Origin of the sequence: Mesorhizobium sp. dw_380 (assembly GCF_018588885.1) — a bacterium.
Taxonomy (GTDB): Bacteria; Pseudomonadota; Alphaproteobacteria; order Rhizobiales; family Rhizobiaceae; genus Mesorhizobium.
Genome location: NZ_JAFFIW010000020.1, coordinates 20109 through 45535, shown reverse-complemented (window position 1 = coordinate 45535; position 25427 = coordinate 20109). Strand labels below are relative to the sequence as shown.

Annotated in this window: 18 protein-coding genes and 3 pseudogenes; 8 read left to right on the top strand and 13 right to left on the bottom strand. The window is 59.5% G+C overall.

What is annotated here, in order from left to right; translation table 11 throughout:
• Positions 1-2: 2 nt before the first annotated feature.
• The 4 genes from JT360_RS19610 to JT360_RS19595 all read left to right on the top strand — a co-directional run bounded on the left by JT360_RS19610 (position 3) and on the right by JT360_RS19595 (position 7552).
• A complete protein-coding gene (locus tag JT360_RS19610; RefSeq protein ID WP_214473385.1) occupies positions 3-3137 on the top strand; it encodes a TM0106 family RecB-like putative nuclease in 3135 nt (1044 codons plus the stop codon).
• Between the two features lie 58 nt (positions 3138-3195).
• The gene (locus tag JT360_RS19605; RefSeq protein WP_214473384.1) at positions 3196-3459 is read left to right on the top strand and encodes a DUF4258 domain-containing protein; all 264 of its coding nucleotides are present in this window, start codon (positions 3196-3198) and stop codon (positions 3457-3459) included.
• Between the two features lie 14 nt (positions 3460-3473).
• The gene (locus tag JT360_RS19600; protein WP_214473383.1) at positions 3474-4424 is read left to right on the top strand and encodes a PD-(D/E)XK nuclease family protein; all 951 of its coding nucleotides are present in this window, start codon (positions 3474-3476) and stop codon (positions 4422-4424) included.
• A gap of 434 nt (positions 4425-4858) precedes the next feature.
• Complete coding sequence (locus JT360_RS19595; protein ID WP_214473382.1) at positions 4859-7552, top strand: ATP-binding domain-containing protein; 2694 nt, start codon at positions 4859-4861, stop codon at positions 7550-7552.
• A 21-nt stretch (positions 7553-7573) separates the two neighbouring features.
• Here JT360_RS19595 and JT360_RS19590 read toward each other — a convergent pair whose 3' ends face one another.
• The gene (locus JT360_RS19590) at positions 7574-7726 is read right to left on the bottom strand and encodes a hypothetical protein (protein WP_214473381.1); all 153 of its coding nucleotides are present in this window, start codon (positions 7724-7726) and stop codon (positions 7574-7576) included.
• Positions 7727-7908: 182 nt separating this feature from the next.
• Between JT360_RS19590 and JT360_RS19585 the strand changes: the two genes are divergently transcribed.
• Together JT360_RS19585 and JT360_RS19580 are read left to right on the top strand one after the other, a co-directional pair.
• Positions 7909-11286, top strand: coding sequence for a sacsin N-terminal ATP-binding-like domain-containing protein (locus JT360_RS19585; protein WP_214473380.1), 3378 nt, complete (start codon positions 7909-7911; stop codon positions 11284-11286).
• Entirely contained in the window at positions 11261-12304 is a 1044-nt protein-coding gene (locus JT360_RS19580) for a hypothetical protein (RefSeq protein WP_214473379.1), read from the top strand. The genes JT360_RS19585 and JT360_RS19580 overlap by 26 nt, the downstream gene beginning before the upstream one ends.
• Positions 12305-12406: 102 nt before the next feature.
• On the opposite strand, the gene JT360_RS19575 is transcribed toward JT360_RS19580, so the two are convergent.
• On the bottom strand, positions 12407-13567 hold the full coding sequence (locus tag JT360_RS19575) for an RHE_PE00001 family protein (RefSeq protein WP_352127863.1): 1161 nt from the start codon (positions 13565-13567) through the stop codon (positions 12407-12409).
• A 235-nt stretch (positions 13568-13802) separates the two neighbouring features.
• On the opposite strand from JT360_RS19575, the gene JT360_RS19570 reads away from it, so the two are divergent.
• Both JT360_RS19570 and JT360_RS33610 read left to right on the top strand, forming a co-directional pair.
• On the top strand, positions 13803-14984 hold the full coding sequence (locus tag JT360_RS19570; protein ID WP_214473377.1) for a site-specific integrase: 1182 nt from the start codon (positions 13803-13805) through the stop codon (positions 14982-14984).
• Positions 14985-15044: 60 nt separating this feature from the next.
• Positions 15045-15263 (top strand): annotated as a pseudogene (locus JT360_RS33610) (hypothetical protein); the annotation flags it as partial.
• On the opposite strand, the gene JT360_RS19565 reads toward JT360_RS33610, so the two are convergent.
• The 11 genes and pseudogenes from JT360_RS19565 to repC (JT360_RS19515) all read right to left on the bottom strand — a co-directional run bounded on the left by JT360_RS19565 (position 15233) and on the right by repC (JT360_RS19515) (position 25285).
• On the bottom strand, positions 15233-15715 hold the full coding sequence (locus JT360_RS19565; RefSeq protein WP_214473376.1) for an RES family NAD+ phosphorylase: 483 nt from the start codon (positions 15713-15715) through the stop codon (positions 15233-15235). The pseudogene JT360_RS33610 and the gene JT360_RS19565 overlap by 31 nt on opposite strands.
• The gene (locus JT360_RS19560; RefSeq protein ID WP_214473375.1) at positions 15712-16143 is read right to left on the bottom strand and encodes an Xre family toxin-antitoxin system antitoxin; all 432 of its coding nucleotides are present in this window, start codon (positions 16141-16143) and stop codon (positions 15712-15714) included. The genes JT360_RS19565 and JT360_RS19560 overlap by 4 nt, the downstream gene beginning before the upstream one ends.
• Before the next feature lie 88 nt (positions 16144-16231).
• Entirely contained in the window at positions 16232-17437 is a 1206-nt protein-coding gene (gene repC, locus JT360_RS19555; protein ID WP_214473455.1) for a plasmid replication protein RepC, read from the bottom strand.
• A 157-nt stretch (positions 17438-17594) separates the two neighbouring features.
• Positions 17595-18581 (bottom strand): plasmid partitioning protein RepB, encoded by a 987-nt coding sequence (gene repB / locus JT360_RS19550; protein WP_214473374.1) that lies wholly within the window; start codon positions 18579-18581, stop codon positions 17595-17597.
• A gap of 79 nt (positions 18582-18660) precedes the next feature.
• Positions 18661-19866 (bottom strand): plasmid partitioning protein RepA, encoded by a 1206-nt coding sequence (gene repA, locus JT360_RS19545; RefSeq protein WP_214473373.1) that lies wholly within the window; start codon positions 19864-19866, stop codon positions 18661-18663.
• A 343-nt stretch (positions 19867-20209) separates the two neighbouring features.
• Entirely contained in the window at positions 20210-21097 is an 888-nt protein-coding gene (locus JT360_RS19540; RefSeq protein ID WP_214473372.1) for an ArdC family protein, read from the bottom strand.
• Between the two features lie 224 nt (positions 21098-21321).
• Entirely contained in the window at positions 21322-22374 is a 1053-nt protein-coding gene (locus tag JT360_RS19535) for a Fic/DOC family protein (RefSeq protein ID WP_214473454.1), read from the bottom strand.
• A 68-nt stretch (positions 22375-22442) separates the two neighbouring features.
• On the bottom strand, positions 22443-22649 hold the full coding sequence (locus JT360_RS19530; protein WP_214473371.1) for an antitoxin VbhA family protein: 207 nt from the start codon (positions 22647-22649) through the stop codon (positions 22443-22445).
• Between the two features lie 119 nt (positions 22650-22768).
• Positions 22769-23101: a DUF736 family protein gene (locus JT360_RS19525; protein ID WP_214473370.1), complete on the bottom strand. Its 333-nt coding sequence runs from the start codon at positions 23099-23101 to the stop codon at positions 22769-22771.
• Between the two features lie 396 nt (positions 23102-23497).
• Positions 23498-23969: pseudogene (locus JT360_RS34240) on the bottom strand (thermonuclease family protein).
• 36 nt (positions 23970-24005) lie between these two features.
• A pseudogene (gene repC / locus JT360_RS19515) lies at positions 24006-25285 on the bottom strand (plasmid replication protein RepC).
• Positions 25286-25427: the final 142 nt, after the last annotated feature.

Genomic DNA, 25427 nt, shown 5'->3' with positions numbered 1-25427 from the left:
ATTTGCCAGCCGCTGCCAAGGAAACGCGTGCGGCGCTGTTTGCCGGCGCGGATGTCCTCTTCCAGGGCGCGTTTTTCGGGCCGCCCTGGGGCGGGTGGTCCGATTTTCTCATCAAGGTCGATAAGCCCTCGTTGCTGGGCGCCTATTCCTATGAGGTCATTGATACCAAGCTGAAACGGAAGCCGGACCCGAAACACATTCTGCAGCTTGTGCTGTATTCGGATCTTTTGGCTAAGGCTCAGGGTCTTCAACCGGAATATGCCCACATTGAGCTGGGGAACGGTGAGCGTTTCTCCTTCAGGCTATTGGACTATGCGGCATATGCTCGCCATGCACGATCCCGGCTGGAACGCTTTGTAGCCGATCCGCCCGCGACCTCTCCCGATCCGGTGAAGATGTGCGACCTGTGCCGCTGGCGCGAGGTTTGCCAGACGCATTGGGAGGAGTCGGACAGCCTTGCCCTTGTGGCTGGCATCTCCAGGAGCCAGCGGAGCAAGCTGATTGCAGCTGGCGTGACGACAATGGCTGCCCTTGGGCAGCACAATGAAGGAGTCCCGAAGCTAGCGGAGACGACGCTGAGCAGGTTGCGACCCCAGGCTCGTCTGCAGACAGCGCGGCGGGCCGGAGGGCGGCCTTCGTTCGAACTTAAGCCGTTCGACCCTAGCCGGGGCCTGGCTCTGCTTCCGAAGCCCGATGCAGGAGACCTGTTCTATGACATCGAAGGCGATCCCTTCTACGAGGACGGGCTGGAATATCTCCATGGGGTCTGGTTCGGCAGTAGAGGCAGTGGAGAATTTCGAGATTTCTGGGCGCACAATCGCACGGAAGAGAAAGAGGCGCTGCGGCAGCTGATGGTCTTCTTCGAGGACCGTCTGAAGCGGTTCCCGAGAGCACACATCTATCACTACGCCGCGTATGAGGTTTCGGCCCTGCGCCAGCTCACCAGCAGTCATGGCGTAGGCGAGGCGCTGCTGGATCAGATGCTCAGGGAGAACAGGTTCGTCGATCTCTACAGCGTGGTCTCGGCAGGTCTGATTGCGTCGGAACCGCGCTACTCGCTCAAGAATCTGGAAGTTTTCTACATGGAAGCACGCACCGGGGAGGTGAAGACTGCCGGTGGCAGCGTAGTCGCCTATGAAAAATGGCGCGAGACGGGCGACCAAAGCATTCTCGATGAAATCCGCGACTACAACCGGGTTGACTGCATCTCCACGCAGCTGCTCCGCGACTGGTTAATAGCCGAGGTGCGTCCCCCAAACATGGAATGGCGGGATCGAGGAGGGGCGGACGAAGGCGCCGGCTGTAATCTTGAGAGAGCTGCTGCCGAGCAAGCGGCCGCGGACGAACTGCGGGAAAGGCTGCGGCCAGTTCGTGCGCAACTAGGGGATCGGCTGGCCGACCTGCTGTTTGATCTGAGCTACTTCCACCCGCGAGAAAGGAAGCCGGCCTGGTGGTCGATCTTTGACAAGATAGGGAGGGAGACGGATGAACTGGTGGATGATCTCGACTGCCTCGGCGGGCTGGAAGCTGTCTCGGCAACGTCTGTTGCCGGCAGGTACTGGCAGCGCACCTATGAGTTTCCGGCACAGGAGACGAAGATCGACGTGGGAGATTGCCATATCGAGGTGGACGGCCTGCCGTCTTCCGCGAAGCTGATCGAGATCGATCGAACTAGCAATCGCGCGGTCGTGCAGTTTTCAATGAACCGCTACGATGATGCACCCGAATCGACGTGCCTGGTTCCTGCAGGACCGCTGGATACCCGGACCATCGAAGGCGCCATTCAACGCGCGGTGGCCTCAATCGTTCGGGATGATCGGCAGTTCCCAGCAATCCTGGATTTCTTGCAGCGTTGCAGACCTCGCTTTCTGAGCCATGGTAGACAGTCGAACATCATCGATCCGTCTTCAGATGTCGTTCCGGAAATCATCACTGCGGTCGGTGACCTCGATCGCAGTACAGTGGCCGTCCAGGGACCACCTGGCACTGGAAAGACTTACGTCAGTTCCTGCGCTATCCTGGATTTGGTCAAGCGAGGGAAGCGGATTGCAGTAGCCTCCAACAGCCACAAGGCCATCGACAATCTGCTGTGTGCGGTGGTCGATAGAGCCAACGAAGCCGGCACATCGGTCGCCATAGCAAAGAAGGGGGGAGACGGCTTCGACGATCCGTATGGCTCAATATACGTCACGTCCAAAAATGAAGACAGTCAGTTGATCACGGCCTCAGTGGTGGGCGGGACGGCTTGGCTGCTGTCGAGGCCAGAATTCCAACAGGCTTTCGACTATCTGTTTGTCGACGAGGCTGGCCAGGTTTCGGTGGCGAACATCGTTGCCATGGGCGCCTGTGCCAAAAACATCGTGCTGGTTGGCGATCCTATGCAGTTGCCTCAGCCGATTCAGGGTGCGCATGCTGGAGAAAGTGGGCTGTCGTCGCTCGAGTATCTGCTCGCCGGGCATAACACTGTTCCGGCCGACATGGGCATTTTCTTGCCAATATCACGCCGGATGCATCCCGGCGTGTGCCGGTTCATCTCCGACATCATTTATGAGAGCCGGCTCGCCTCAGATGAAGGCGCCGCCAGACAAGCGATCATCTCAGATGCCAATCGATCTTCAGGTGTTCACTTTGTGGAAGTTCAGCACACCGGTAACAGACAGGTCGCTGTCGAGGAAATCGATGCTATCCGCCGCGAAATGGATCGCCTCATTGGAGTCAGGTTCCGCGACCGTGATGGCAAGGAAAGAAGCCTGACGCTTCAAGACATCCTGATCGTTGCGCCCTACAACGCGCAGGTGAACGCCCTGAGAAGTTCGCTTCCTCCTGGTTCCCGGATCGGAACCGTCGACAAGTTCCAAGGGCAGGAAGCTCCTGTCTGCATGGTATCCATGACCACTTCGTCGGCGGATGAAATCCCGCGCGGGGTCGATTTCCTCTTCAGCCTCAATCGGATCAACGTCGCAGTATCGCGGGCGCAGGTGCTTGCCTTGGTTTTTGCGAACCCACGGCTCCTGGAGGTCCACTGCAACAACGTTCACGAGATGCGGCTCGTAAGCGTGCTTTGCACCCTGCGGGAATACAGCGGGAGTCAGATGGATTCAGGCCCCCCAGTTACCTCGAAAGAGCGAGCGGCATGACAGGAAATGGCACCCCCCTCTCCTATCTTCCAGGGAACCAAGAAGGGAGGAAAGATCAATGTATACGCGCCATGCAGAAACCCGCTGCCAGCAGCGGGGGATCAAGCCGGAAGTCATCGACGCGATCCTCGCCTACGGGCGCCGCAAGCGGCGCTTTGGTGCCGACGTATATTTCATGGACGGAAAGGCCCGATCTCGCGCCATGGCCGAGCTCGGGCGAAGCTATGCTAAGGTGTCCGACCGCCTCAACACTTATCTTGTCATCAGCGATGATGGTCAGATGATTACCGCGGGAAAGCGATTGGGCCGGCTGAAATTCTGAATCGGAGTTTGTAGATGAACCCGCAGCCCGCGTCCGAAATTCTCCCGCGCCTTTACGAACGTAACATCGACGTGTTGTTGCAGGAGGAACTCCTATTCAACTCGGGCGTCCAAAATCTATTTACACGTGCGCTGGATTTGTATGGTCTCGTGCGATTTGTCGATTGCCGTTTATCGGTGTTTGACGAATCCGGTGAAACCGATGTGCTGACAGCAATTGAGATAGACGGGCAAAAAGGGGTTCTTCTGATAGAGAACAAAATAGATGCCTGTTTCCAACCTCGCCAGGCGGAACGTTATCGGGAAAGGACGCAGGCGCTGGAAAGCTCCGACGGTTTCGCCCGCTGTGTGCTTGTAGCGCCCAAGTCCTACCTGGCAAGTCTAACTCCTTCCGTCTCCGCATTTGATGCCAGTGTCTCTTACGAAGAAATCGCCGCAGCAATCGAGCAGGAGGGTACCTCCCGGGCACTGCACCGAGCATCTCTGATCAGGCGAGCCATCGAAAGAGCCCGATCCTCGTATGTTCTTGTCGAAGCGCCTGCAGTGACATCCCTGTGGGAGCGTATTTACGGAATTGCGAGCAGTGAATTTCCTGCCTTGGAAATGAAACCTCCGACCGGGAAGGGAAGCAATTCAAGCTGGGTCATCTTCAAAGGCGCTCTCCCGCCGAAAGTGACAATCGATTGGAAGATCAAGAAGGCCACAGTTGATCTGTCGTTCTGGCCCGGTGCTTCGGCTCGCGCTATTGAGGACGCTGATCTGACACCAGACGCAAGGACCAAGCTGAGCAACGCGATGCTTCGGACGCTGGGCTCCACGAGAGTGCTGACCATGCCCGTTTCGCACGCTCCGTCGGATTTCAGCCGCATCACTGATGACGGAATTAGAGAGGCTTTGACGGCCGCAACTTTGTTGCTCGATTTCCTTCTGCAACGAGAAGCAAACGTCATCGCAACTGGAAGATAAAATGGTCCCCGTTTCTAGCATTTATCCCGTGCCGATTCAGAATCTCCCTATCAGCACTCAAACTTGGGAAGATTTGGTTGACTGCAATCGCCGGGCCGTTGAAGCTGGGCTGTCGTCGGCTAGCATTTCCCCCCCCCCCGGAAACGGTCCAGGAACCTGGTGGACAGCCAGCGTTCGCCCAATCGCACAAGTCGACCCAAATCGGGCGCTGGGTGGGTCCGCTCGCGAGACATTGGCGATGCTGAACTCTCGACATCGCGGCATTGATTGCGGGCTCTCTGGAGCCCGTAGGCATTGCTTTCATTCTCCAAGCCTTATTGTACAACTGACAGCGCCGCGCTGAAAAACGCAATCGCACGACAGTTATCAATCTCTGACCGGAACTGACGGCGATTAAATGTACAGAAAATATTCTAGGGAAGGGCAGCTTGGGGATGACGATTAACTACCAGGATCAAGTCGAACGGGTTTCGCAAGAGACCCTCGACGTATTCGAGACTATTTCTTCAGCCGTCCAGTCGCAGCTCGGCGAGCCGTATTCCACTGGTCCAACCGCACTCGCAAGCGTAAATACCTTTACATCGGGCGAAGCGGTCAAGTCCCTCAGCAATATCGACAGCGCGCGCCGTCGAAGTCTTGAAGTTCTCGCCAAGGAGCCGGCGATCGCGCGCGTTGTTGCTCGCCGAACGGATGGCGCCGCTGTCATCTACTATATCTGCCGCGACACGCCGGCTGCGAATCCCGGCGGGGGCAAGTTTCTAGCCGGGCGCAACTCGCCTGCGGGCCGGCTCGCATCGCTCGACGTTGGCGACGATTTCGACATCAGGACGCCCGGCGGCGTCCAATCGGTGGAGATCGTCGAGAAGGCGCTTTTCCACCCGCAGCGACGTGATAGTCGATGGGACTCGCGCAATTCGATCTTAGAAGGCGAAGCATACGGCCCGATCACAGTCGTCTCTCTGCTTGACGCACTAGCGGTGCATGTCGCGTTGGAGGATGATAGTACACTACTCGACAGCATCCTAGCCGACGACGAGAAAGCGACCAATGTCATCGACGGCATCCGGCGTAGCGTCATCACAAAGATGGGGCTGCGCGACCAGCCAATTCTGGATCGCTATCAGGATGAAATCTTCCGGCTCCCGCTTAACAGCCAGCTACTGATAATCGGCCCGCCCGGAACCGGAAAGACGACCACTCTCATCCGTCGTTTGGGACAGAAGCTCGATCGCGAATTCCTCGATAATGACGAGAGGCGCCTAGCCGATAGCAGCCGCGTGGATAGCGGTCCCGAACATGCTGACAGTTGGCTAATGTTCACACCTACGGACCTGCTCAAGCAATATCTCAAAGAAGCCTTCGCGCGCGAGAACATTGCGGCTCCCGATCAGAAGATTGCCACCTGGTCGGGTTTCCGGCAGCGCCTGGCGCGAAACAGGTTTCGTATCCTTAAGGCGTCGGACGGAGGGGGGCCATTCATCATGAAGGAAGGCGAAACCTTCCTTCAGCCGGAGCTGCTCGGCCGGCAGACCGCCTGGTACGAGGATTTCGAGAACTGGCAGGGCGGCGACTTCTGGGAGGAGTTGCGCGTGGCGGCCGAACTTCTAGAAAAAACTGCTGTGGCGGAAGCGGCGCGACTTGGGCGGACGCTAGGAACGGTGGTTGCCGAAGCACCTGCCGTTTCCCTGTCACGCGCTCTGCTCGACCTCATCGGCGCTTCTGCGGATGTCGAAGGTCTGCTGACAAGCATGAAGGAAGAGACAGACGCCGTGCTGCGGCGCACCCTCAATCTGCAGGTCAACCGAAATCACCAGTTTCTCGAAGAGTTGGCGGCATTCCTTGACGGGCTGAGTGCTGCCGATGAGGACCCGGAGGAACAGGATGGCGAGGACGAAGAAGAATTACAGGCGCCGCGAACTCGTATGGCAGCGGCGGCTTCGGGCTATTTACGAAATCTGCGGAACCAGGCGCGCGCGCGTTCAGGCAGACGAGCAATGGGCCGGACGAGCCGTGCAGCCCGAATTGCGGATTGGATTGGGGATCGAAGCCTCCCTGACGCCGATCTTCGCCAGGTTGGTGAGAGCCTTCAAATTCAGGCGGCGCTGCGGAAGTTTACTAATCCTATAAGGCGATACCTGAACGGGGTACCGGCGCGGTATCGCCGCTTCCGGCGCGCCCGGCAGCCACAAGGCATCTGGTACATTGGCAGTGCGATCCCGGCGAACGATGTCGACCCGCAGGAGGTCGACGTCATGCTGCTTTGCACGATGCGTGCCGCTTCCGCCCTGGTGCGGGACCGCACCATCCGACGAAACATCGACGATCCGCCTTATGCCGTTTTGAAGAATTTCCAGGGCATTGTACGCAACCAGATTATGGTCGACGAAGCCACCGACTTCTCACCCATAACGCTTGCTTGCATGGGCGCGCTCAGCAGCCCCACGATCCAGTCGTTCTTCGCCTGTGGCGATTTCAATCAGCGTATCACCCCGTGGGGCAGCCGAACCACGGATGACATGCGCTGGGCCTTTCCCAAGATCGACGTCAGACCGATCCAGGTCACGTACCGGCACACGCGCCAGCTCAATCGTTTGGCGAAGGAAATTGTGCGGCTGTGTTCTGGGGAAACGGTTGAGGTGGCCCTCCCTAAAAATGTAGACAACGATGGATGGCCGCCGGTTCTTGGCGTCGATCTCGCGCACCGTGATGACATCGTCGACTGGCTGACAAGCCGGATTACCGAGATCGAACGATTGACCAAACCCCTGCCTTCGGTCGCGATTCTGGTCAATAATGAAGCCGAGGTCGGCCCCCTTGCCGACAGCCTTAAGGCCGCGCTGGCTGATGAAAACCTGAACGTGGTCGCCTGCTACAAGGGGCAGTTTGTCGGCCATGACAATGACATCAGGGTATTCGATGTTCAGCACATCAAAGGGCTAGAGTTTGAAGCCGTGTTCTTTGTCGGCATCGACACGTTGGCAACATTGCGGCCGGAGCTTTTCGATAAGTACCTATATGTGGGTGCCACCCGCGCCGCCACCTACCTGGGGCTGACATGTGTCGGAAGTGAATTGCCGCAAAAGATTCATTCGCTACGTGGAGATTTTATCGCGTATTGGAAAAACTGAACCGCGCGAACGATCGTCCGCCTAGGGCAGAAAAAGTTTGCGCATCGCCTCAAACGGAATCAGCTCGAGGGCGTTCGCTTTCATCGATGACCGGCGGCAGATCTCCCCAGTCAAATGGCGACGCCCGCCGAAGCTGAAGTTCTCGCCGACCGTGTCGTTTATCGAGAGCTTCACGATTCCAAAATTCTCGGAGAAAACTGGAACGCAGCGGACAAACCACGGTAAACAGGTGCTGGGAGGAGCAGAACGTGCTTGCAGGGGAAATCAGGACCGTAGCTACGCATTCCGACATGGGCCGGGGCGCAGCCCGTAGGCTCTGGAGCCTGGGGCTTAATGCAGGTCCGGTGGAGGACCCGTTGACCCGCGATTTCGCAGATGCCGCACTGGAGGAACTTGAGCACCTTCAACACGGCACTCCCGGCGTCCTGAGGCAAGTCCTCGACGGCGCGCAAGTCAGTGCCGAACAGCTAAATGTGGAATCCTTTCACGGTCTCATTGAGGTCGTACAGAATGCAGATGACCTGGGGGCGAGCGAGGTCCGTGCCGCGGTCCAAGGCACCGGGGGTCGGCAGAAGCTTTTGGTGGTGCACGATGGTGAACGTGTTCATCTTGAGCATGTAATCGCCATGACGCTAGCCTTCATATCCACTAAGCGGAATGACCCATTCAGCAAGGGAAGATTTGGAATCGGACTGAAGACGCTAGGACGCCTTGGCCGCAGACTGACGGTGCACTGCCAGCCGTATCACTTCGTGATTCAGGGGAGCCAGGTCGAACGCGCCAAGCCCAGAAATTCCATTCCTGGATTATACGACAGTCGATCCAACCAAACCTTATTGGAGCTGGATTTATTGCCAGGATTCCAGCTCGATGAGTTCAGAAATTGGTTTATCGAGAAAGGAGCGCAGTCCCTGCTGTTCCTCGATACGGTGCGGCACTTGAAGCTACTCGATCTGGAACGCAAGAAGGTCTTTGCGCATCACGAAATCCATGTGGCGGCGATCGAGCAGAATTTAAGATTGTCCGGCGTCAACGAACCTTGCTGCCGCACAATCCTGAAAGAGCCCGCCACAGGCCGCTCTTGGTCTCGTTACGACATTCACAAGAAGGCTCCGCGCGGACTGCAACGACGTTACAAGGCGATAGGCGAGACTACGCCGCTTTCCGTCGCATTGCCCGCTTCACCTGATGAAGAGGGGTGGCTCTATGCTGGTCTGCCTATTGGCGAAGCCAACCGGCTTCCGTTCAGTCTCCATGCGCAATTCGATGTGGATACGGCCCGGCGATCCGTTCAGCGCGAGAAGCTAAATGAGTGGCTGTTCGCTCGCCTCGGTGAGTTCGCCGCAGCGTTGGCGGTTTATTTGTTTCGAACGCAACCCGCCGAAGCCTGGAAGGCCGTTCCCCTTCGCCATGAAGCCGTAGCGGCAAGCGAGCGATGGCTTTCGGACCGGTTCCTGGAACTGACGGATACGATTCGACAGAAGGTGAAAAGGAGCGCGGTGATCCAAGTTGAAGGCGCCGAGCGCAAACTGCGCGAGATCGTTTTCGAGGATAGCGCCTTGACCGGAATAATCGGACAGGGAGAAGCAACAGGGCTTCGGCCGAATTGCGTACTACTTCCGGATTCGTGCCGCGACCCGGAACGGAGATGGCGATCGGTCCTCGCTGAACTGGATGAACGTTCAGCTATCGACGTCGCTGAGTCGATCAGCCTTTTCGACTGGCAGGACGAAGACCTCTCTCATCGCGATGTGCGTTGGTTCATCCGACTGGCTCATGTGGCAATCAAGGAAGGTGAAGAGGCGCTCCTTGGCCGGGTTCGATGCATTGTAACTGACGATGGCGCTCGCATTGTCCCTCCGGTAGCTGAAGAGGATGGAGAGCTGCTTCTCTCCTCGCGAGCAACTAATGCGCTTGTCAGCCGCCTTGGCTTGGCCCGCGCGCTGCACCCGGTCTATCTTTCCCGCTGGCCCCCCGCCGAAGCCGTGCGGAAATGGCTTGAGCAGCAGGAACACCTCGTCGATTCACCTGAAGCAGAGAAAACGCTGGAGGTGATCGCGGCAGTAGACCGCGGCGGTGCTGTACTCCAGTTCAGGGACCCGGAGCTCCTTGAACTGCGTAATCTGTTCGAGAGAGTGCCTAGTGAAATGGCGGTCCGCATCGGCCCGAGGATTGGCCGCGTCATCGCCGTCGAGGTGCAGTCCTGGCGAGAACGCAGCAAACAACAGGAGGTTGGAAGGCCGTCCGTTGCATATCTTCCTGCCTCAATCGAGGACAGGGCTGACGGCTGGAGCAAGGCTGCGGCCGAGACCCCCGGCATATTCTGGATTCATCCGCGCTACGAGAAGCTCCTTCAGCGAAAGGGGCAGGAACGGGACGACCGGAAGTCGAAACAATGGCTTGCGTCGCGCGCCTTCTTTCGTCTTCTGGGCGCGGAAGTGGCTCCGCGTCTGTTTGGGCCGGGCCGAGTGGAAGAACGCTACGGCGATCCCGCGCACAGAATCATTTGGTCGGAACTTTCAGACAGTCAGCGGCAAGCGCTGCAAAACCTTAGTCGCCATGCCACGCACCTTAAGGACGACTGGGTTTCTCCGGCGCTCCTAGCTGTCGTGAACGACATCGCGGCGGAGCGAAAAGGCAGGAATCGGAGCGTCCGAGCCCGTGCATTATTGTCAACTCTGGACCGCGAATGGGGCCGTTTGTATTCAGGCCGCGTCAGCGCGTCGGCCGTCTACTCCGATTACACCTGGACGATCGCAGGAACCATTCCCGCCACCTGGATCGCCCATGCCATGGATATTTCGTGGCTCACCAGCGAGGCCGGCAAGCCGCAAGCCCCACGCGAGCTCGCCGTCCGCACCCCCGCAACTGAAGCCATCTTTGGTGATGACTCCAGCCGGTTTGCGCGCGAGCTAGACTCCTCCAGCGCCTCGTCTCCGGTCGTGTCGGCGCTTCGGGTTGAAACGGACCCGCAGGTAACTCAGTTACTCGATCAACTAGAGTCCTTCCGGGATTCGGACGAGGCACTTCCCCAGCATCAGTTTGATCTGCGTTACGCTGCAATTGCCGCAGCCTGCAACAAGCGCGATCCTGGTCCAGATGATCTGGTCGGAGACATCACGGTCAAACAGCTGCGCGCTCGCTTTGGTGCGCAACGCAACCGACAGGGTTTGATATTCCTCCATGGGCAGTGGCTGCCGCCAGCGCGGGTCTTTTTGGGGCCATCTGTGTTCGGCGCGATGCGCCCGTTCGTTCCCGCCAGATCTCCGGCTGCCGCGCTCTGGCGAGTTCTTCGCATTAAGCCGCCCTCGGTAACGGACTGCGTCGAGATACTCGAAGAGATCGCCGCCTCTCGCGAAACCGAGCCAGATCAGCAAATTCTCGTTGAAACCTATGCATATCTCGAAGCGCACCTGGCTGAGGCGTCCCGGATTGAACGACTTACACTCTCCAGGTTGCCGCTTTGGACAGGGAGAAGCTGGGCAACAAGGCGACCGATCTATGTTTGTAACATACCTGGAGTGGCCGAGGCCCTTTCCCGACATCTCCCGGTGTGGCGTTCGCCCATAGGTCTCGAAGGCGTGCCGGGGCTGGTCAGTGCGATTAGTGACCGCAATACCAACAGAGTCGTTCATCCCCAGCGTTGGCCAAAATGCAAATCTGAAAGGAGCAGCCGTCGAAGCGCAAGTCAGGAATGCAGTCCGCCTGTTGATGGAGTGGGTCGCCCGTCATGACAGGGAGCTGACCCATGCAAATTCAGTTCCATGGGACTCCTTTGCGAGAGCCCGCGTCGCCATCGATCCGAATCTCCAGCTTGAGCTTCCCGGAATGGGCGTGGCGCCGATCGTAATTACCGCGCGCGCTCATATTTCGCGGGACCCGCTGACCTTTTATTTCGCGGATACGAACGTGATCGGCGATGATGAAGCCGGACTCGTCATCGCGTCGTTGTTCCAGCGAGGGGATCGAATGAAACTCTCCCTCGCGTGGTCCCACTGCTGGTCAAAGGCTGCAAAAGGAGAGGTGGCCACCATCGGAATTGAGGAGGACGCCGCCGACACAAGCTCTCTTGAGGATTTGTTCCAACAAGCCAAGGGCGCCGCACCTCGTGTGCGAAAGAACCGAATTTCGACCAAATCTGATCGCAATATGCCTACGCTGGACGACGTACCTCCTCAGGCGGTGCGGCGACTGAAGACAGTCCAGCAGCTAGACGAAAAGACCGTCGCTCTTTCGGAAGGACAAGCACCGTTCCGCAGCGAAGGACGGCGAAGGGGGCTGCTGCGAGAAACGACCAGCAACAAGATACCGGGAGTGGGAAACGGACCAGCCCCAGCTGCCTCTCCGCTTGCATATTCGCCAAAACAAAAAGAAGATTTGGCGCTCGACGTTTTGCAGCTTGCCATCAACGGCGAAGCAGCCAAGTTGAGGGATTACCGGCACCTTCGCGGAGTTGGAGCGGATGCGCGAGACAAGCTCATGCGCTATTTTGAAATCAAGGCGTTCTATGGCTCTGTGCCTGATGATGTAACTTTGACGGCCAATGAGGCCGATCAGGCGCTAAAACAGAACGGCAAGTTCTTTCTGGCTGTTATTGGCGGTCTCGAACAGGGCTACGAGACTGTCGTCAAGATTTTTCCTGATCCTTTTCGGACCCTGGCCATTAAGGAAGACAGCTCTGTCAGGCTCTCCGGAGTCACGCGCCGCAAGGCGCCTTTGGAGATCCGATTCCCTGATCTGCAGGGGAAATAATTCCCGTATGCGGGGCTGTCTGCAAGCATGACGGCTTGCCGACATGCACAAATAACAAAGGTTTCACGCACAGCAGCGCGGAACAAACTGCACGTTCTTTCGTCACACGACTCCCCACGCCCTGTAGCGTCCCCGGCCGGTCACCTCGCGGATGCCGAGTTCGGCGACGAGGCCGAGCGCGGCGCGTTGCGTGACCTTCAGCTCGGCCGCGACCAGTCCGGCCGACACCACCGGCCGCGCCAGGACGAGTTCGATCAATCTCGGCAGGCTTGAGTTTTTGCGCCGCTTCCTCAGCCGGCGTTCCATCTGGCCTTTAGCCAGTGTCAGCCGGTCGAGTTCCTTCAGCCCGGCCGATGCCGCCTCAGCGAAAGCGTCGAGGCCGGCCAGCAGCCGGGTCGTTCGGTCCGGAGCTTTGCGCCGTTCCCTGGCAATCAGGCGCAGCCCCGAATTAAGAGCAAAAAGATGCGAGCCGACCTTGCCGCTCTGCCTGAGCAGCGCGGCCACCAGAAGCGTGCCGAGCCAATGCTGGTGCTGCAGCGGTTCGATGTCCTGCCACGTCTCCCAGGCGACCGCCGCGGCCAGGACGGCCGGCATCGTCTCGCCGCGCAGCTTGTCGATCATGGCCAGCCAGTCGGCCAGCCGCTGGTCCTCGTCCCAGTCGAGGTCGCGGATCAACGGCCCGAGACTGTTCGGCAAGGCCTCCCGCGCTGTCACCCCCTGCCCTGCCGTGTCGACGTCCGGGCTGTCCGCGGCGCGCGGCGCGAAATTTTCGCCCGCCAGCAGCCGGCTGGAGCGGGCCAGCACGGCATCGATCTCGGCCAGTTCCTCGGCCAGAGCGTCCTTCTGGCCGGTGTCTTGAGCAAAGCTTTCGCCGGCGGTTTCGTCCGCCCCGGCGGCCGCCGTCGCGGGTTCGGCGCCAGTCCGTCCCGGACTCGCCCCGTCGCGCCCGCCCTGCCCTTCGCGGCCGCGCAACGCCAAAATGCCAACGCGACAAAGCGCCCAGTCGGGTGGGTGCAAAAGGATGCGGCGGCGAGCGCGCAGCACGGCGTGCGCCCGGGTGAGTTCGTGGGTCGGCGCGCGGATGTCCATGTGGGCGTCGTGCAGGACGAGGTCTTCGATGTGCACGAGCTCGCCCTCGAGCCAGAGCGCGGCCGCTGCGTCAGCGAAATGCTGGCGCTCGACAAAACCGTCGCGGACCGGGCTTTTGTGCACGCGCTCGTCGAGCCGCGCCAAAAGGTCTTCGGCGCGGGCGAGCGGCCCCAACAGGGTGTTCAAGGCCAATTTCGAAAGATCGTAAGCCATTGATTCTGTTGTAGCCGATTCGCGTAACGGAAGCTATCTTCCTACTCGCTTCTGTTACAGGCGATGATGCTGGTGAGAAATATGACTATCGATAATGACCTCTTATCGATAGTGATGGATTTGACGCCGCAAAGGCGCTAGACTCGGCGCCAAGCACGGCCGCAATGGCCGCAGAATTCGCCTGGAACACGCCTTGATGCCAAAAAAACCTGGCCGCGCCGGCGGCCGCCAAAGCACCGAACTCGTGGTGCGGCGCGCCGAAGCCCTCGACGCACTCGACTCCGTGCTGCCCTTCGACCGCCGCGACTTTCTGGCCGGCCTTTTGACCGACGACGACGTCGCAACCCTGCGTCACCTGGCCAAAGAAGGCATCGGCGAGAATTCCCTGCGGGCACTCGCCTCCGACCTCGGCTACCTCGAGGCCTGGTCTTTTGCCGCGACCGGACAGCCGCTGCCGTGGCCGGCGCCGGAAGCAATGCTGATCAAATTCGTCGCGCACCACCTATGGGATTTTGCCAAACGCGAAACCGATCTGGCGCACGGCATGCCGGCCGACGTTGCGACGGCGCTGAAATCGCAAGCGCTTTTGCGCAGCGACGGACCGCACGCGCCATCCACCGTGCGCCGGCGGCTGTCGAGCTGGTCGACCTTGACCAAATGGCGCGGTATGCGCGGAAAGTTCAATGCGCCGGGGCTACAGAGCGCCATGAAACTAGCGGTGCGCGCCAGCGCCCGTCCGCGCGGCCGCAAGAGCAAGAAAGCGGTGACAGCCGACATTTTGACCGCGCTGCTAAAAGCCTGCGCCGGCGACCGTCTCGTCGACGTGCGCGACCGCGCTCTTCTTATCACCGCCTTTGCCTCCGGCGGCCGCCGCCGCAGCGAGATTGCTTCGCTCAGGATCGAGCAGATCATCGAAGAAGACCCGGTGCCGGCCGATCCCAAAGCTCCCGACGGCGACAAACTCCCGTGCCGGTCGATCCGGCTCGGCCGGACAAAAACGACGCAGGCCGACAGCGACGCCTTCGTGCTGCTGGTCGGCCGGCCGGTGCTGGCCTTGAAAGATTGGCTCGAGCGGGCAGCGATCACGGAAGGCGCTGTCTTTCGTGGCATCGATCGCTGGGGCAATCTCGAAAACCGCGCGCTGACGCCGCAGGCGGTCAATCTGATCCTCAAGCGCCGCGTCGCCGAGGCCGGCCTCGATCCGGCGGCGTTTTCCGCCCACGGCCTGCGCTCCGGCTATCTCACCGAAACCGCGCGCCGCGGCATTCCGCTGCCCGAAGCCATGCAGCAGTCACAGCATCGCTCGGTGCAGCAGGCGTCGAACTACTACAATGATGCCGAACGCACGCTCGGGCGGGCGGCGCGGATAATCGTCTAAATTCGCAGATCGATCCGACACATCACAGCTTGCGGTGTCAGCTGTAGGACACTTGATTCCAAGGAAGCCGCGCTTGCCACCGGTGCAGGCGGCCTGTCGGAAGGCGAACGGGGCCAAAAGTTCTCCGGCCATTCGCTGCGCGCCGGGCTTGCCTCGTCGGCCGCGATGACGCGCAAATACCAGCGCCGACGTGATCGGTTCCGCGTCAATCTCACCAAGGCCTCGGGGTTGACAGAAAGCCCTCCCCGTTACGCGCCAAACAGCCGCCGGTCCCAGTAGACGGGCTGGTGCAGACTTGTCTGGATCGTTGAAAACTCCGGATGCGCCGGGTTGATCAGCACATTGCAATCGAGACGCGCCACAACACTCGGCACGAGCAGGATGACGCTGCGCCGTTCTAAACACCAGGTTTCGCCAAATCCCTTGCTCACCGTCGCCGGCATCGTGTCCCAGCCGGGCAGTGACGGCTGGGAAAAGACCTCGTAGCTCAGTCCGCGCGGGATTGTGATTTCGATGTAGTGCTGGTTGGGCGGCAGTCGGCCGCTGCCATGCACCAGCTTTTCCAACAGGGCCGTCGAATAGTGCTCGCTGGTGTAGATGATAGGACTTCCGGGCGTGTTCCATCGCCCTGGCGCGATTGTCGAGCCGGTCGCGTCGAAGATCGGGTAGGTGCCCGCCGGATCGCCGATGCGAAAGGACGATAGCGTGCGATCGAGAATCTGCGCCGTCACGCAGCACTGCCGTACTTCAGACCTCCGAGAATATCGACCACCATTTCGGCGCCGAACTCGCTCAGGATAACGACATCGATCGGTCGCTTGTCCTCGATCATCGGGTGCGGCCGAAACAAGAAATCGCGCGCTTCCTCGTCGTTCTGCCAGACATCGACAGCAAGACCCCAGACGCGCGCCACGCGGGCCAATCGTGTGCCCTCGTCGGACGAGAGACGATGTACCGTCTTGCGCCGCTCATAGGTCGCCTTGGGGATCAGCCGGTATTTGAACTGAGCATCGCCAGGTGCCAGAAGATGCGCAACACGCTCAAGTGCCCCGATGGGAAGTCCATTCTCGATCCGGGAGATCAGCCCGAAAGGCGACCGCGCCGCCACCTCTTTGGCGGGCAGCCCCAACACGTCGGCGACATTTCCGAACGCTAGCATTTCACTCTCCATTCCATTTGAGGCAAAATATAGCCTCACATGATGCGCCATGCAAGCCCCGCATCAGCGCGAACCGATCCGCCAACGGTTACCCCGTCATCTTTGCTGTCACGCCGTTCGCTCGCAACGCCGCCATCAGCATCGGTCCGACCGAAAACTCCCCTGCCCTAGCCTTATCGGTCAGCACGCGCAGATAGCCGCCCGCCGAATTGATATGCTGCGCCCTTTGCAGAATGCAGGCAATCACCACCGCCGCGATCTCCTGACCCATGACATGGCAGGCATCCTCATACGCTGACGGCGAGACACCCAGATATCCCCGCACCTGGGCGGCGGTTATCATGAGATCACGCCAGTTGCCGATCCCCTCAACGGCGTAATCGGCTATTTCGGGGCAGGCCTTTAGCACTAGCCCCAACGGATAGGTTTTCGGGGGCTCTGCATTTCTCGTTAGTGGCTCGGCCGCCGCCCCGCTTTTTTCCAAAGCAGGTTCAAATTCAAAAATAGAGTCGGTATTTGAATCAGATTGCTGCCGCTCGCTTTGGGAGTCATTGCCGCTTGAATTAATGGATTCCATGTGGATTTCCAGCAGGTTATCCACTTCCTCGTGCAACGCGGCCAGATCTGCCACGATAGGTTCGAGTTCGGCAATGCAAGCACGGCGCGGAATTGCCTCCACAACAGCGCGGAAACGCCTCCACAGCCCTCCCCAGTCGCCCGGCACGTCTCCCTCAACGGCCGCCTCGACCAGCTTTTGGATATCCCGGCGGTGCAGCGTGATGCGTTCCCTCATAAGCCGGAGCGCCCTGTTGTCGGCGCGAACACGCTCGGCCGCCGCCTCGAACTCGCAGGCACGGGCCAGCAGCGGCGCCAGGGAGAAGCCAAATGCTTCCTCGATCTCCCCTCCCCTGCCCTTGCGCGCGTAACGCTTGCCGTTCGGGCTATCCCGACGGATGATCAGCCCGCAATCAACAAGAGCCGCCAGGTGCCGTCTGACTGTGGGCTCGGGCATCCCATGAGCTCTAAGGGACAGCTGTGCGTTCGAGGGAAACACGATGAGGCCGTTTTCCTCACTCAGCCCGCTGTCAGGATAGAATGATAGCAACGCATTCAGGACGGCTAGAGCGCGATCGCCGATGCCGACGATGCTCTTGCCCTCGCAGAGGTTGCGGTAGATCTGCCACTTCTCGACGATCCTGCCCTTGGGGATCTCACGTGACTCGTTTTGCGCTGCCAGCATGGCAAGCGACATCGGCCGCCGCCCAAAGGGCGTCGTTGCAATTCCCGTCTCCATTTCTTCCTTCGCCTTCAATTAGGCAAAAGAAATCCGTCCGCCGAATCGACGCTTAAAACTCTTGACACTGATTCGCGGAAATGAGATTCTCGGATTGTCTAGATACGAGAAGGGCTTCCGCTACGGTGACGTTCGGGGGCCTTTTTCTTTTGCGGTTTCAGTCTCCTGTTGTTGTCTTCTCCGAATCCCTGAACGCTCGGTAGAGCTGCTCAAGATTTTCCGAGATCCATCCACCGAAACGCGGTCCGTCCTTGGCCCTCAGTGCCAATGAGAACGCCTTTCCAGTACCTTTTGCGACAACCGTGACCGACTTGTCGGGAGGGGCCCAGATTTTGGCCTTGGCATCCCCTCCACCCTTTTTGGGCTTCTTCGAAACGCTCAGGAAATTAAGAAGAAGATTGAACCTCTCGTCGGATTGCGCGGCGCCAAACCCGTCAGAGGTGACAAACTCCACTGCCTTTGCAGCGTTCGCCGGCACCCGAACGAGTTTCTTGAGATCCTCCCAACGATCGCGCCCGACACCCTTGGCGGCTCCGACGGCGTCGAGAACCGCATCAGGAACCGTCTCGGCGACCGACAGCATCCGCGACAACAACGTGTCGTCCACGGTCAGCGCAGCCTTGAGGGTATCCTTTGTCATTCCGCTGTCCGCCAGCTTCTTGGCGAACAAGGCTTTCTCGATAAATGACAAGTCCGCCCGTGCCGTGTTCTCCTGTCCCTGGGTGATTACATGAGCAATATCGGCCATAGGCTTGACCACGGCTCGGACACTGATCCCCAGGTCGCGCGCGACTTTTGCCCGCCGATGCCCGAAAACAATCATATAGTGGCCGGAGATCTCGGGATGCGGCCGCACAAGAATGGGTGACGCTTGCCCAGACGTCCGGATTGCCTCTCGCAGCTCGCGATACTCTTCGTCACTTTCCTCGATGCGGTCGGAAACAAATGACGCGGTGACCAACGCGGGATCGAGGCTCACAACTGTCTCGCCGTCGAGCAACCGCATGGAATTCTCGGCCATTTCGTCGAGAGACTGCATCATCGAGCGCGAAGCCCCGCGCTTCGCATATTCGGCCCTGCCTTCCGAGTCCCTGACGGGTGCTATCGAGGCAGTGACGCTTGCGAGCAGGTTTTTCCGAGCCATCAGCTATCTCCGGAATCCAAGCGCAATTCATTGAATTCGCGTGTGAAACCCGTGATCTGCACGGCTGTCAATTTCTCCGTCATCTGCGCCCCCACGCCTTGTGGATGAGGCCCGTGATCTCGGAATTTACGGCATTCAGGCTTTCCATCGCGCGCTCGTATGTCGTACGAATGAACTGCGACTTTTCGACCTCATAGAGGGTCTGCTTTGTTATCCCCGCATCCGAGATTGCCGTTGATTTCAGCATCTGGTTCGTGAGCAGGTGGCGCGCGAACATTGCCTGCATGAAGCCCACCATTTGTGCCTGTGGGCCATCAGTCGGCTCGTAGCGCGTGACCAAATATCGGAACCACTTAAGCTTGACGGCTGCCCCTGCGGCCTTGATCGACTGCAATATACTCCCGAGCATCAGCAGGAACTGAGACATCGACATTATGTCTAGCATCTGCGGATGAACGGTGATCAGGACCGAAGTCGAGGCCGTCAGGGCCGTCAGGGTGAGGTAACCGAGCTGTGGCGGGCAATCGATGACAACCACATCGTAACGATCGTCCACCTCCCTGAGAGCCGTCGTTATGCGTGTGAAGAACATTCGGCCTTCTGGCGAGTTCTTGTTCGAAGCGGCCAGCGGAGTTTCATACTCGTATTCCTGCAGCTCAAGGTTTGCGGGCACGATATCAAGTCCCGGAAAATTCGTCTGCTGGATGATTTCGGAGATCGGCTTGCGTTCTCCGTCATACCTCAAAGCCTCATACAGTGACGGGTTCTTGTCGAGCTCGGGCTGGATGCCGTGCAACGCCGAAAGCGATGCCTGGGGATCGAGATCGATGGCGAGCACCCGATGCCCAGTGAGCGCGAGGTACTGCGCCAGATGCGCCGCAGTCGTTGTCTTGCCCGAGCCACCCTTGAAATTCACGACGGCTAAGACCTGCATTGGCTCCCCGGCCCGTCGGTACGGCACATAGCGCTTGAAGTCAGCCCGTCCGTGTTTGTCTAGGAACTGCCGAAGCTCCAGCATCTGGTCGGCAGTATACGTCCGCCTGCCTGAAGGCGTCGTCGCCGGGATCGGCCCCTTGCCCTCCAAATGCAGCTTCTTGATGTGGTTCTGGGTGACCCCGAGATATTCCGCGACCTCGGCGAGCGTGAATTGCCGTAGCCCTTTTGTGGCGTCCGGCGGATACTGCTCGAAGCGAAGCAAATTCAGTTTGTCCGAGATAAGCTCCCCCTGTTTGAGGATCATCTCGTCAAAATCGAACTCAAGATCGTGGTCAGGGAGCAAATTCATATTTTCCGGAATCCAGAATAACGCTTTTCTCACGCAAATCACTTTGCAAGCGTGAATAATGCCTGATTCTTTTGCTCCGGCAACAAGTTTTCCGTTAACGAAAGGTTAACGGCATTCCGGTCCAAAAAAAACAATGGGGGAACCATGCGAGTGAGCGCCTAAGTCACCGACCAGTCCAAACAAACTGGCAACTGCTCTCCTGGCAGGGACCCTGCAGTGCGCGCTATCATCTTGGTTTGCAACGATAAAAGCTGATTCTGCACGGCTGTCAAAAATCAACTGGGTTCAAGCCCTCGACGGCCCTCATCGGGGCCGCTCTGGTTAACTGCTTGCCTCTGCAAGACTAGGCGGTTCCCTGTGCGGCGCCCGGCTGCAGGGCGGTGAGATACTCAGCGACGGCCTGCGCTTTGGCAGCGGCCGTGATGATGGCCCTCTTGTCATTCTTAAGGACAGCGAGCCAGTTCGCCAGATAGGCGGCTGTGTTGTCACGCGGATCATGCGCCACGCCCAGGTCGGCACATAGGAATGATGCCGCGAGCTCCGCAACGAGCTCCTCGACGGCGTAGCCTTCACTGCCGAACCTGCCCGTCAGATCGCGGTCCAGGCGATGCTTTGCGCCGGACCAATGCGAAACCTCGTGCAGCAAAGTCGAGTAAAGGTGCACCTCGCTATCGAAACGCGTGCGGTCCGGCATGAGGATGTCGTCGGTGCTGGGTCGGTAGCAAGCTTTCGTGCCGCCGTAGCTGACGCTTGCGCCGGTGTCCTGGACGAAGCTTTCGACGGCCTCGATGTGCGGAACGGGATTGCCCGGCGGTGCGTCGGCCGGGATGAAGAACCGATCCGGCATGTTCTCGATCTGCTCAATATTGAAGACGGTATAGCCCTTCAGATATGGAATCGCGCGGTCTTCGTCGTCTTCGTGATCCTTCGGAGTGAACGTTCCGTACTTGACGACAAGGGTTCCTTTTTCGCCCTTGCGGACCTGACCGCCGAAGTCCTGGGCCTGCCGGTAGGTCATCCACGTATTTTCCTCGTAGCCGAACGTCTGGCCCGCGACCCACAGCATGATGACGTTGATTCCGCGGTAGGCTTCGCCGGTAGCGCGCCGCGGAATGATCGCGTTGCGGCGGGCATTGCCGCGCCAGGGGCGGATCCACGGCTTGGTACCGGCTTCAAGCTGCTCGACAATGGTGTCCGTGATGCGCTGGTAGGTGTCCTTGATGCTCTGCATGACCGTCTCCATCCGTTGGTTGACGGCAAAGACCGGAGATAGCCGAATCGAGCCCATGCACCCGTAGGGCCGCAACGGAGAGGAGGACCGCGCCAGCGGTTGCATGGGGGAGGGGCTGTCGTACCTTGTCCGTCAAATCACCCAACGGATGGAGACGGCCGGCCGCATCGAACGCGGCGGCGGTCAACTACGGCCGCTGAGCAACTTGCCGCCTACGGACGCTGTCACCGTTCGCGGTCATCGCTATCGCGCTCACGCGCTCGCTGCGCCGCGATATCCGTCTTGATGGCCAGCTCGGCAGCCGGCGTGCCTTGCAGGGTCGCTTCGGCTCTTTCGGCCTGCACGGGCGCCTCGATGGCCTGTAGCTCACGGCCAAGGCGGGAAAAGTCGGATCGGGCGGTGAAGGTGATTTCCGCTTCATCATCGGGCGGTCGCTCCGGGAGGTCCGCGCGATCGACGGCGATGATCCGTTCGTCCGAGACGATGCTGGCGACACGGTCGTCGTGCCCGAGCACCTGGCCGGTCACTTCTTCGCCTGCGCGGGCTGTGCGAATGTTGTACTCAAACGGATCTTCGCCGCGCGCCTCGAGATCGGAATATGCGGCGCGAAGGGCTTCGCGGCGGTTTGGGTCTACCGCATCCTCGAGCACATGTTTCATGGCAGCGCTTGACGGGTCGTTCGTGGTTTCGATCGACGCCTCTATCATGCGCGGCTTGGAGATGATCGTGAAATCGACCTCATGACCGTAGTGACGGCCAAGCTCGGCAATGAACGCCTCCTGGGTGCGACCGTTGCCCTCGCGAAAGGGATGTACATAATTGAGCTCGGCCATGACCTGGCCCGCACGCTCGGCGAACTGCTTTGGCGTTGAATCGCGCAAGACATCGGGATCACGGATAGGCTTCAACGCCTCGTCGAGCCCCATCTCGATGCGGGAGCCGTGCAGGAATGCGGTGCCGCCTTTGGAGAGGCCACCGATCGGCTCCACACGCTGCCCGTCCACGATCGGGCTTTCGTTGCGGGTGTGCCCGGCCCATTCGTAGACGTCCTGAAAGATGTGGCTGTGGATGGCTTTCAGGTGCGTCTTGTCGAATTGCCCTTGCGGGCCGTCGCCTTCGGCAATTTCCGCCATGCGGAAAGCCGTGGCGCGGTATTCTTCGATGCGGAGTTCGGAATGAGTCTCGATGCCGAATCTGTTGCGCAGCACATCAGCACGATCGGGATCGTCCGACGTGTTCGGGTAGAAATAGGAACCTTTGGCAGGGCTCTCGGACATCGGCAGGGCCAACAAAAAACCGCCTGCGTAGGGCAGGCGGCCTTTCGCCTTTGACAGTTGGTGTTCGGCTATGCCCGTTTCGCTGGCCGCACGACACGCAGGCGATACTCTTCGCGGGTGATGTCGCCCGCGACATAGGCCGCCGTCGCTTCCTCCAGCACCGGATCGTGGGTGTAGCCCTGCCGGATATTGGCCGCGCGAGCCTGATCCGTCGCTTTGCGACGCCGGGCAACGGCCTCCGCCGAGCGGTCCGGACGGGTCGAATGAACGTTCATCAACAGATCTCCAATGGCAAAAAACACTAGCAGAAAAACCGCCGAAAATCGAGCGGTTTGCGGCATTTATCGACCTGTGAAGGGATGCGCCCGGCTCAGGGCCGGGCGCATCGCGTCGATCAATCGCGGGGTTCCCATTCGATGATCGCCTGCAGGGTAGGATCGTCCTGGCCGGGGAAGCGGCCAAGATTGGCGTTGAAACCGAGGCGCTTGATCGAAAGCGTGTAGTAGGGCTTTTTCGCCTCGCTGGTCTTCTTCCAGATGCCGCCGACCTCGATGTCGTAGCCCCGCGGTGACTTAGCATAGACGCGGTGCGTCGGGGCTTTCTCGTTGCTCGAGTCGAACGGGACAACGTGGATATCCAGGTCGCGATCGATGGTGGAGATAAGGCCGTTGCCCTTGGCGGCGTCCAGGTCGTCGGTGTCGAACTGGATGAAGTTGGTGGTGGTCATGTCAGTCACTCCTCTTTGGTGGTTGCGACGATTGTTCACGGGCACGGCGGAAAGCGGTGCGCACCGCAGGCCGAAGCGAGAGCGGAGGAAGCCGGAGGCCGGAAAAATTTGCTGCGCGAGGAAGCCGCAGGCGGGGAAATTTTTGCGGAGTCCGGATTTGCGCAAACCGCGTCGACGTGCGAACGAGCGTCAAAGCAACCGCCATGGAGGGCGAGGGATGAACATCATTGGCTATCCGCCTCCGGATCGGTGACGGCCTGCAGTGGCAAGAAGTGACCTTATTCTATTCACAATTTCCGCCATTACAACGGGCTCGTACGCTTAACGCAAGAATCGAGAAGCAAATCGCTTCACCGCTTCTGCCAATTCATGGCGCCAATTTGGATATATGACAGGTCAATGCGCCGGAGGCTTTTTAGCGCGCCGGTAGAGATGCGGACTTTTCGATCTCCGCCGACCAGAGCCCAAGCCTTCGGTCTCGGGCGCTGTTCTCGGCCTCGCCATACTCGACCAGGTGGATCGGATGGGACGACGGCAGATATCGAAGCATCGACTCGGCAAGCCCGGCGCGGACCATCGCCAGCCCGACATCGGTTTCCTTGTAGAAGCAGTGCCCCACCAGGCGGCGGTACTGATCGCGGTCGATGAGGTGTTTCCCATCGATCATTCGCCGAAGAAAGGCCCGGCCTTCAATGCCACATTGCCAGACCTTGCCATTGCGAAGGCCTGTCTAGCCAAGCTCGCAAGCGTCGATCGCCGCGATCCGGATGCGCTGCTGGCGTACGCTGATCGTGTCCCCGTCGATCACCCGGACAGTGCCAGACCAGATTGCCGGATCGGCCGCGGCTGCGCCGACGCCGATGCCCAACTATCGCGACCGCAGCCGCCAATGCCGCTCGGAACCTCAATTCAACGCCTCCGTCATGTTGCGCGCCAAGAGCCCGAACACTGACCGGGCAAGATGAAGCTCGCCGGCGGCCGCACGCTCTGTCATGGCGCGCAAATAGCCGCCCGGCGAGGTAACTTCCTGCCGGTCGACCTTCTGCAGCGTCACCGCGATTGCGACGGCCGCTTGCTGCTCGCCCATCTGGCCGACGGCGCGGCGGCGCGCATCGTCTGAAATCCCGGTGACGAGGCACATTTGCGGCACGATCCGTACCAGATCGGCCCAGGTTCGGGGCAGGGCGAACCCGTAGGTGTTTAGTGCTGGTACCGCCCGCAAGACATCCTGTAACGCCACAACAGCCTGAGGTGGGTGCTTCGATTGGTTGACTAGGCGAGAACCTCGCCCCAGGCTTTTTTCATAAGTCCATTGGCTGGCGGAGCCAGCCTCTAACAGATTGAGTTGTTCGGCGGCAGCCGAACGCCGATTCTTGCTACTGTTCACAATGGGATCAGGGGTTGTAATCTGTCTATGCATGTCGTTTTCGGCATTCGCGCATGCCGAATTTTCTGTCTCCAACACAGATTCCGAACGGCGGCAAAGCCGCAGGGCTCGTTCGATGAGCCATTCGAACAACGTCGTAGCGCGGCGCAAAACTGCGCTCGACGCCTTTGCGGCAATACCGACAACCGCAACGACCCGCTCAAGTCGCGCCTCGAGCCGGGATCGGGCGCGCTCTGAAAGTCCGGTGGCAGTTGCCAAAGCGTACCGGAGACTGCGCAGCGCCCCACGATAGCGGCGAAGTGCTGCGCTTGCGGCAGCTTTCTCGGCTTTCGCCTGCCGTACCAGCCCATCGAGCTCGCGGTAACGAACAATCAGAATGCGCATGTCGATGCCGCAACCGTCGACAATCAGGCCGTCGGCGTGGCGGTGCGGATAGCGCTTGTAATTGCCGCTGTCCTGCATGGTGACGAGCCCGGCGTCGAAGAGGTTCGATAGCATGCGACTGACACGTCCGACCGAGCGATTGATCTCGAAGGCGAGCTGCTGGTTGGACTTGAAGACGATCGGCCGCCCGCCTTTGTCAAAGGCCTCAGGCGATGCCGTGTTGATCAACGTGACCAGAAGATGGCTTTCGCTAGCGTTAATCAAGCCCGTGCAGGGCAGGTTGTGCGCGAGCACGGCAAGCTGCCCGGTGTCACCGATCCCAGCTCGGCTGACGCTGACAGTCGCCGGTATTCGGTGCGTTGTGGCGTCACTCTTCGACTGATCGGCCGCTTCAGTGGCACAGCTTCTCCCATTCTCGTCTCCTTTTTGTTGGAGAACCAGGCAAGGCAATCCCGTTCACCGAAACGGTGGTTTTCAGGTTGACAGGGGAAGGGAGGTTTGCGAGAAAGATTTTGGCTTATTTTTCACTGCAAACCGCTTCCGGGATTCGTTTCG

Excerpts from the sequence above, each read along its gene's own strand:
- JT360_RS19600 (WP_214473383.1), top strand. The coding sequence starts at position 3,474 with ATGAACCCGCAGCCCGCGTCCGAAATTCTCCCGCGCCTTTACGAACGT.
- JT360_RS19535 (WP_214473454.1), bottom strand. The coding sequence starts at position 22,374 with ATGTCCGAGAGCCCTGCCAAAGGTTCCTATTTCTACCCGAACACGTCG.
- JT360_RS19560 (WP_214473375.1), bottom strand. The coding sequence starts at position 16,143 with ATGCTAGCGTTCGGAAATGTCGCCGACGTGTTGGGGCTGCCCGCCAAA.
- JT360_RS19540 (WP_214473372.1), bottom strand. The coding sequence starts at position 21,097 with ATGCAGAGCATCAAGGACACCTACCAGCGCATCACGGACACCATTGTC.
- repB (WP_214473374.1), bottom strand. The coding sequence starts at position 18,581 with ATGGCTCGGAAAAACCTGCTCGCAAGCGTCACTGCCTCGATAGCACCC.
- JT360_RS19595 (WP_214473382.1), top strand. The coding sequence starts at position 4,859 with ATGACGATTAACTACCAGGATCAAGTCGAACGGGTTTCGCAAGAGACC.
- JT360_RS19525 (WP_214473370.1), bottom strand. The coding sequence starts at position 23,101 with ATGACCACCACCAACTTCATCCAGTTCGACACCGACGACCTGGACGCC.
- JT360_RS19570 (WP_214473377.1), top strand. The coding sequence starts at position 13,803 with ATGCCAAAAAAACCTGGCCGCGCCGGCGGCCGCCAAAGCACCGAACTC.
- repA (WP_214473373.1), bottom strand. The coding sequence starts at position 19,866 with ATGAATTTGCTCCCTGACCACGATCTTGAGTTCGATTTTGACGAGATG.
- JT360_RS19530 (WP_214473371.1), bottom strand. The coding sequence starts at position 22,649 with ATGAACGTTCATTCGACCCGTCCGGACCGCTCGGCGGAGGCCGTTGCC.
- JT360_RS19605 (WP_214473384.1), top strand. The coding sequence starts at position 3,196 with ATGTATACGCGCCATGCAGAAACCCGCTGCCAGCAGCGGGGGATCAAG.
- repC (WP_214473455.1), bottom strand. The coding sequence starts at position 17,437 with ATGGAGACGGGAATTGCAACGACGCCCTTTGGGCGGCGGCCGATGTCG.